This is a genomic window from Cycloclasticus sp., from assembly GCF_019090545.1.
In the GTDB taxonomy this organism is placed as follows: Bacteria; Pseudomonadota; Gammaproteobacteria; order Methylococcales; family Cycloclasticaceae; genus Cycloclasticus; species Cycloclasticus pugetii.
Window position 1 is genome coordinate 52768 of the sequence record NZ_JAHRVT010000014.1, and the last position, 7964, is coordinate 60731.

The window sequence follows — 7964 nt, forward strand, 5'->3', positions numbered from 1 at the left end:
CCACTAAATCATAGTCTAACTGGCGGCACCTGTTTGATCGGTGTTCGCCAGTTGGTCAACAGTTTCAAGATTGGGTGTTTTTGTCGCCAAGCATAATGTGGCTACCTGTCATAGAACATTTTCATGATTTAGGCGGACATGTTGCTTAATTGTTTTGAAGGCTTGATTTGATAAAGGCTATTGCCGGGTATCTTTTTAGCTGCAGATTTTGCGTTGCTAGCAATAGAGACGAGATCATTTTCTGACCTAAAAAAGCCGAAATCATGCGGCCTTAATGCTCCAATAGAGATTGATAAAAGTGGATAAAACACCGGCTCAGAATTTCTATCTAACGCAGAGATTCCTCCGTTAAGAAGGTGTTCTTGAGAGTAGAACTCTGACGTTAGGGCGCTAAAGTTATTTAAAGTGGTGTTGCATCGATGCTGCCAGTCGCTGCTTTGAAAAATAATGATGAAGTCATCGCCGCCAACATGCCCTACAAAATCAATGTCTGTATCTGCAGATTCTGCTAGCAACTTTGCGGTTTTTCGGAGTACTTTATCACCCTCGCCAAACCCATAGGTATCGTTATACGGCTTAAAATTATCTAGGTCAAAATAACAAATAACGATATCTTGTTGAGTTTCAATGGAGTGATTAATTCGTTGGCTGATAGGAACATTGCCAGGTAGGTTGCTAAGAGGGTTCATGTGGCGAGCAAAGGTGATTTGCATCTCGGTTATTTCTTTCAATAAATGAAGCAGTTTACCCATGCCTTTGTAGCGGTTAGATGAGGTAATAAGAAAATCATCATGTTGTGCGAGGTTGTTTTGACTGGTGATCAATTGGCTAATTTTATTGAGTGATAAAGTAATATCTACCTTTAGCGCCTTAATGTCTAAAAAAGATAAAGCATTTTTTTTACTGTTTAATTCTTTTCCATAGCGGCTAGCATAAATAGTTAAAAATTCAGTCCGCCATATGATGCCTGCGATAGAAGCGTCATCATTTAGAACGGGAAGTGCTGTTAGCTCGGGCGAGGATTGAAAGCGTTCACCAATGTCGTAAAAATTAGTATGAACATATATGGGCTTAACATAAAAAAGTAATTTTGCAGCGGTATTATCTGAACGCTCTATATTAAATTTAGGTTTGAAGTTATTTTTTCTGCTTGAAAATAACGAGCAATCCAATAACTCAGTTGGTTTGGAATTGGGGCGGGCAAAGTAAAAACCTTGTGCATAATCAATAGCCATCGCATTAGCCTGTAGGTACTCACCGCGTAGCTCGATACCTTCAGCTATCACTTTGCAGTCAACACCTTTTGCAATATCTACAATAGACTGTACAAATTTTTGCTTGTTGATATCGTTATGAATGTCATTTAAAAAATGACGGTCAATTTTTACGAAGTCGGGTTTAATTTCAGACCAGGTTCTTAAGCCTGAATAGCCTGCACCTAAATCGTCGATGGCGATGGAAAATCCCATGTCTTGATAGTATTTGGTTGCACTTGCCATTAGGTCATAATCTTCAATAGGGTATTGCTCAGTCAGTTCAATAACCACTTGGCTAGCATCTAAATTAGAGTCTTTTATATACTTTAATGTGTGGCCATGCTGATAATCTTTTTGTAAGAGAATTTCAGGAATGGTGTTAATAAATAATCGGGCATTTAAATTAAGTTCGCCAAACCGTTGAATGCTTACTTTTCGACAAAGTAAATCTAATTCGGCAAGCCGATCATATTTAGCCGCAGCGTTAAAAAGGTTGATGGGGGAGTGTAACGGACCATTAGAGGGACCACGAATTAAGCCTTCGTAACCATAAATTTTATTGTCTTTCATCGAAATGATTGGCTGAAAGAGCGGAGTCAGTGAGTCTGTTGCTAATATATCTAAAAGCGATTGATAGTGTAGTTTTTCATCATGTGTCATAGGTGGGGAGTATCAATCAATAATATGACAGTTATATGACGTTCATATAAAAGGACATTATAAAAAGTTTACTGGTTGAGAAACCGCAGGCGCCTTAAGGTGGTTCAGTGCGTTACTGTTATTTTTAATAATTAGAGACAGGGCTTTTTCTGAACCAAGTTAGAAGTAGTTTGTAAATTGTCACCGTGTTGTCATAAATATTAGGTATTCTGTAAACACTTACTTAAATGGCTTTTTTATGGAAACAATGAATGTATTGATGGTTGAAGACGATGAGGATATTGGCGAAATGCTACAACTTTCTCTTCAAACGAATAATATTGAAGTAACGTGGTGTAAAGATGTAATGAGAGCGCAAGAGTCTTTGCGAGATACGACGCCCGATATTATCTTGTTAGATTGGATGTTACCCGGAATTAGTGGGCCAGATTGGATCAAGTTTTTAAAGAATCAAGAAGAAAACAAACGTATCCCGATTATCCTGTTGACGGCACGCAGCGCGGAAGAAGATAAAGTATCGGGCTTGGAAACAGGCGCAGACGATTATGTAACCAAGCCTTTTTCTGTGCAAGAGCTGATTGCCAGAATGAAAGCGGTCTTACGACGAAGCAGTACAGAAAATGAAACAGGGGTGATATCAATTGGCCCATTGTTTATTGACCCATCGAGTCATCGAGTCACTATCAATAAGGTGGACCTGATGATGAGCCCGACAGAGTATAAATTGCTGTCTTTCTTTGCTACAAACCCCAATAAAGTGTTCTCTCGCAATCAGCTGCTTGATAATGTATGGGGCGATAATGTCTACGTAGAAGATCGTACCGTTGATGTACACATTAGGCGTTTAAGACGGATATTAGATGCTCAGGGTTGTGCAGACTTGGTTCAAACGGTAAGAGGGTTTGGTTATAAATTGGTGAATTTAAACGCGTGAATATAAATCATAACTATGAGCGAAACACCTTTCTGTTGTGGTTTTTAACAGTCGGTGTTTTGGGTGTGTTAGTCGGTTACCCCGTCGAGGTGTTGGCACTTTTTTTATTGGCTTACATTGTCTTTCAATATCGTCGGTTACAACGTTTATATAGGTGGTCTAAGAAGTCTGGTGATCATGACCTGCCGTTTGAAGATGGCTTGTTTGGTCAAATTTCGGAAGACATCTATCAATCTAAGATGCAGGGGCTGGCACAAAAAGACAGTGTTAAATACCAACTGGAACGGTTTAAAAAGTTAATTTCTGTTTTTCCAGATGGTGTGGTTATTCTTTCATTGTCTAATGAGATTAAGTGGTTCAATAAGCAAGCCTCCCAGCTACTTATTTTAAAAAAAGAAGATACCGGGCAACTGATTAATCATTTAGTAAGGCATCCTCGGTTTACGCACTTTCTTAAAAATCTCAAGAGCGATGACGCCATTGTGATCGAGGCGCCTGTAATAGACACCAGCTGGTCGGCAGAAAAGATTGAAATAAGGGTATTGCCATATGGTGACGATGAACGTTTATTGTTGATACGAGATGTCACTAAGGTTGAGCGCACGAATCAAGTGCGAAAAGACTTTGTGTCGAATGCATCGCATGAGTTAAGAACGCCGCTAACGGTCATGAAGGGCTATGTTGAAATGTTGTTGGCTTCAACCGCTGAGGATAATGTGCAAGTGGGTGCTTCGCTACGTAAAGTTGATCAGCAAGTGATTAAAATGCAAACCATGATCGAAGAGCTATTAGCGCTAAGTCGGCTAGAAGAGGGTAAAGTCGAGGCAGCCAATAGCTTGGTTAATGTGCGCAGTGTATGTGAACAAATTAAGTCCGAATTTAAGTCAGCGGCAAATGAGCATCAGCAATCATTGGTGTTTGATGTTCCATCGAGTCTTAATTTAAAGGGCAGTAAAGGTTCCTTATTAACCGTGTTGAGAAACTTGGTTGGTAATGCCATCAATTACTCTGATGAAAATGGTGAGATTCGTGTTGGCTGGGCAATCAATGAGCAAGGTCAGGGGCAGCTTTTTGTTAAAGATACAGGTCAAGGAATAGGCGCCAGACACTTATCTCGATTAACAGAGCGTTTCTACCGGGTAGCTGAAAATAATATAAAAAATAAAACTGGGACAGGCCTAGGGTTAGCCATTGTAAAACATGAGTTAGAAAGGCATGAGGCGCATCTGGTTATCGATAGTCAAGAAGGGGAAGGCAGTTGTTTTCAGTGTGTATTTCCCGCTGAAAGAATAGACCCATAAGGCTGTCATCAAACTGTCACATTGCGTTCATTATAATGCCACATACCAAACCTAAAATGATGCACAGAGTAGAGCAAACGCTTTGCCAAATATTCAACTAAATTGGAAAAAATATGAAAATGAAAAAGATAGTGGCACTAGGACTGCTTAGCCTAACGATTGGGACAGCGGCTCACGCAGCTAAAATTGAAGGCACGGGCTCAAGTTTTGCTTACCCTGCGTATACAACGTGGAGTAAAGTTTATTACGGTGAAACAAAAAACCAAGTCAATTACACACCAACAGGCAGTGGTTCGGGTATTAAAGAAGTTAGTGCTCGTCACGTTGATTTTGGTGGCTCAGACAAGCCTTTAAAATCAAGTTCTTTAGCAAAAGCAAGTTTGATTCAATTCCCAACAGCTATTGGTGCGGTGACTTTTGCATATAATGTTGAGGGCGTCAGCGGTATGAAACTAAGCGAAGCCGCTATTTCTGGCATTATGTTAGGCAAAATTACAAAGTGGAATGATCCTATCATAGCGGCTGATAATTCAGGTATTGCTTTACCAAATGAAGATATTTTGTTTGTTCACCGTAGTGATAAATCAGGTACAACCTTTGCCTTTACCTACTACTTGAGCAAAATGAACCAAGAATGGCGCGAAACAATGGGTGCTAAGAAAGTAGTGTCATGGCCGACTAAAAACCGGATTGCTGGCAAAGGTAACTTTGGAGTTGCAACGGCGATTAAAAATAATGGGTTTTCTATCGGTTATGTGGATTACGCGGATGCTAAAAAGAATGGTTTAGATATGGCTATTATTGAAAATCGCGAAGGTATATTTGTTAAGCCAGAGCCAGCAACATTCGAAGCTGCGGCAGTGTATGCAGACTTAGATCCTAAAAAGGACTTTTATGCCAATATTGCATACCCACCAAAAGGCTATCCAGTCGTGACAGCAACGTTTGCATTAGTTCCTCAAAATGGTGAAAATGCAAAAGAAGTGATCAAGTTCTTTGATTATGCATTAACCAAAAAGAACAAGCTCATTGAGTCGGTCGGTTACGTTTCCCTTCCAGATGCAGTGATTAAAAAAATCCAAGGCTACTGGGTGGAAAAAGGCTTAAAATAAGCGCAATCTTTAACACAAGTTAACTTAAAAGCCTTCTCAAGAGGTTGTTGAGAAGGTTTTTGTTTGTCCCAGAGGGCGTAATGGAATTATTTTTTAGAAAAATTGCTCAATTAAGCGCTAGCTTAGTTTTTGTTATCTTAGCGGCTACAACGCTGGTTCTTTATTTATCAGCGAAACCGGCGATAGAAGAGTTTGGGGTTAAGTTTTTGTTTGAATCTCGTTGGGGCGAAGAAGAAAAGCTTGAGTTGTCGCCTGCCCAATTAGCCGAGTTAGAGTCATTAAAGGCGGACAAAGAGCAACCTTTAGAAGATGACTTTATTGAAGATGAAGAGGATTTTATCTTCGACGATGAAGATTTTATTACCGATGACGATATGGACTCTGAAGACAAGACCTCGAGAGAGGTTTATGGTGCATTAGTCCCTATTGTTGGTACGGTTTTCTCAACGCTTATCGCAATGTTGTTTTCAGTGCCTATAGCAATGGGCATTGCTGTTTTTCTATCTGAAATCGCGCCTGCTGCAGTCGCCAAGCCTGTTGGCATAGCGATTGAGTTGTTGGCTTCTATCCCCAGTATCATTTATGGCATGTGGGGGCTGTTCTACTTTGGCCCATTCATCGCGGCTCTGTTTGGTGGAAATACAGTGTCATTGTTGGTTGCGGGGCTGGTACTTGGAATTATGGTTATACCTTTTATGGCGGCTTTAAGTCGAGATGCGATAACGACCGTGCCTGATATGCTGAAAGAGTCAGCGTATGCGATGGGGGCGACTAAATTAGAGGTTATAAAAGATGTTGTTTTTCCTTATGCGCGGTCGGGCATTATAGGCTCCATAATATTGTCATTTGGCCGAGCGTTGGGCGAAACGATGGCAGTAGCCTTTGTTATTGGGGGCGTGTATCAATTTGCCAAAAAAGTAACCGACCCGACAAACTCAATCCCAGTGGTGCTGGCAAATAGCTTTGCAGAATCAAGTGGGTTGAGCTTATCTGTCTTATTTTATTTGGCGCTTATATTATTTGTCCTAAGCTTTATTGTGATAGCGAGCGCTAAATTTTACTTCTTGAGGAAAAAATAATGCGTTTAATGATGAATCGCGTGTTTATTGTCTTCTCCAGCTTGGCCGCAGTAGTAGGGTTACTTTTTTTAGGCTGGATTTTGTTCACCTTGTGCTCAAAAGGTTTGCAAGGACTCAGCTGGGATGTGTTTACAAAAGACCTGATTGAGGGAGGGTTACGTAATGTAATCGTCGGCCAAATAATGATGTCTGGTATAGCGACACTGATCGGTATTCCAGTGGGTATTCTCGCGGGTATTTACTTGCAAGAGTATGGTGGTAATTCAAAAAGTACAGAGTTTTTACGTGACCTCAGCGATGTCATGATGTCGGCGCCTTCGATTGTTGTGGGTACATTTGTTTATGCAATTGTTGTTGTGCCTACGGGGCATACCAGTGGTTGGGCCGGTGTTTTAGCGCTGTTTATCTTAATGGTACCTATTATTGTTAGGACAACAGACGATATGTTAAACCTTGTGCCGACAGAACTTCGCGAAGCAGGTATCGCCATTGGCGCATCTAAGTACCATGTGACGATGAACATTGTCGTGCGTTATGCCAAGGCCGGTATTTTAACGGGGATTTTGTTAGCTTTTGCTCGGGTAGTGGGGGAAACGGCGCCTTTGATTTATACCAGTGGTTCGAGTGAATTTTGGTCAACAGACTTAACGAGCACATTCCCGTCGTTAACAGTGTCTATCTATAACCTTGCAACAATGCCAGACGATAAAATGATTCAGTTAGGCTGGACAGGGGCCTTTTTGTTAACGGCAATGGTATTAATAATTAATTTGCTTGGCCGTTATGCTAGCAATAAAAAGAGAGCAAACTAATGAAGAATATGATGGAAGTTAAAGACTTAACGTTTACTTATAGTGGTGCAAGTGAACCATCGCTAAAAGCTATTTCGTTGCCAATTGAAAAGAATAAAGTAACCGCGTTAATCGGCCCTAGCGGCTGTGGCAAATCGACTTTGCTACGTGGTATGAACCGTATTCATGATTTATACCCTGGTCATCGCTATGACGGTGTTATTAACCTTTTGAATGGAGATAGCAAAACGTACACAAATATTTTAGACCTGAAAAAAGAAGCAGAATTGATTCGGTTACGCCAACGAGTCGGTATGATTTTTCAAAAACCAACACCGTTTCCAATGACGATTTTTGAGAATATTGCTTATGGTTTAAGACTTTCTGGCGTTAAAAAACGCGCCGAGCTTCAAGAGGTGGTGGAGCAGTCTTTACGTGATGCGGCCTTATGGGATGAGGCGAAAAACCGATTGGGCCATGATGCACGTGGTCTGAGTGGTGGTCAGCAGCAACGCTTATGTATTGCACGGGCGATTGCATTAAAACCAGAGGTTATTTTGTTTGATGAGCCCACCAGTGCGTTAGACCCTATTTCAACCTTAGCGATTGAGGAAATGATTTCTGTTCTTCGTGAACAATACAGTATCTGCATAGTGACGCATAACATGCAACAAGCGGCACGAATTTCAGATTACACGGGCTTTATGTATCTTGGTGAAATGATTGAATACGATCAAACAGACACCATTTTTATGAAACCATCACAAAAGCAAACAGAAGACTACATCAGTGGTCGATTTGGCTAAGGAGGCAGTATGACGACAGGGCAAC

7 protein-coding genes are annotated in these 7964 nt (G+C 40.8%); 6 read left to right on the forward strand and 1 reads right to left on the reverse strand.

The window, feature by feature from the left end; all coding sequences use genetic code 11:
- Positions 1–128 precede the first annotated feature (128 nt).
- Positions 129–1916 (reverse strand): GGDEF domain-containing protein, encoded by a 1788-nt coding sequence (locus KUG63_RS03440; RefSeq protein ID WP_287554032.1) that lies wholly within the window; start codon positions 1914–1916, stop codon positions 129–131.
- 238 nt (positions 1917–2154) lie between these two features.
- Here KUG63_RS03440 and phoB point away from each other — a divergent pair, with 238 nt between their 5' ends.
- From phoB to pstB, 6 genes are all read left to right on the forward strand, one after another.
- Positions 2155–2850 carry a phosphate regulon transcriptional regulator PhoB gene (gene phoB / locus KUG63_RS03445; RefSeq protein WP_015005117.1) on the forward strand — a complete coding sequence of 232 codons (696 nt, stop codon included), beginning with the start codon at positions 2155–2157 and terminating at the stop codon, positions 2848–2850.
- Positions 2847–4151 carry a phosphate regulon sensor histidine kinase PhoR gene (gene phoR / locus KUG63_RS03450; RefSeq protein WP_015005118.1) on the forward strand — a complete coding sequence of 435 codons (1305 nt, stop codon included), beginning with the start codon at positions 2847–2849 and terminating at the stop codon, positions 4149–4151. The genes phoB and phoR overlap by 4 nt, the downstream gene beginning before the upstream one ends.
- A 113-nt stretch (positions 4152–4264) precedes the next feature.
- A complete protein-coding gene (gene pstS / locus KUG63_RS03455) occupies positions 4265–5263 on the forward strand; it encodes a phosphate ABC transporter substrate-binding protein PstS (protein WP_015005119.1) in 999 nt (332 codons plus the stop codon).
- Positions 5264–5343: 80 nt separating this feature from the next.
- Positions 5344–6342: a phosphate ABC transporter permease subunit PstC gene (gene pstC, locus KUG63_RS03460; protein WP_015005120.1), complete on the forward strand. Its 999-nt coding sequence runs from the start codon at positions 5344–5346 to the stop codon at positions 6340–6342.
- Positions 6342–7154, forward strand: a complete 813-nt coding sequence (gene pstA, locus KUG63_RS03465) for a phosphate ABC transporter permease PstA (RefSeq protein ID WP_015005121.1) — start codon at positions 6342–6344, stop codon at positions 7152–7154. The genes pstC and pstA overlap by 1 nt, the downstream gene beginning before the upstream one ends.
- Positions 7154–7939, forward strand: coding sequence for a phosphate ABC transporter ATP-binding protein PstB (gene pstB / locus KUG63_RS03470; RefSeq protein ID WP_287554035.1), 786 nt, complete (start codon positions 7154–7156; stop codon positions 7937–7939). Before pstA ends, pstB begins: the two co-directional genes overlap by 1 nt.
- Positions 7940–7964: the final 25 nt, after the last annotated feature.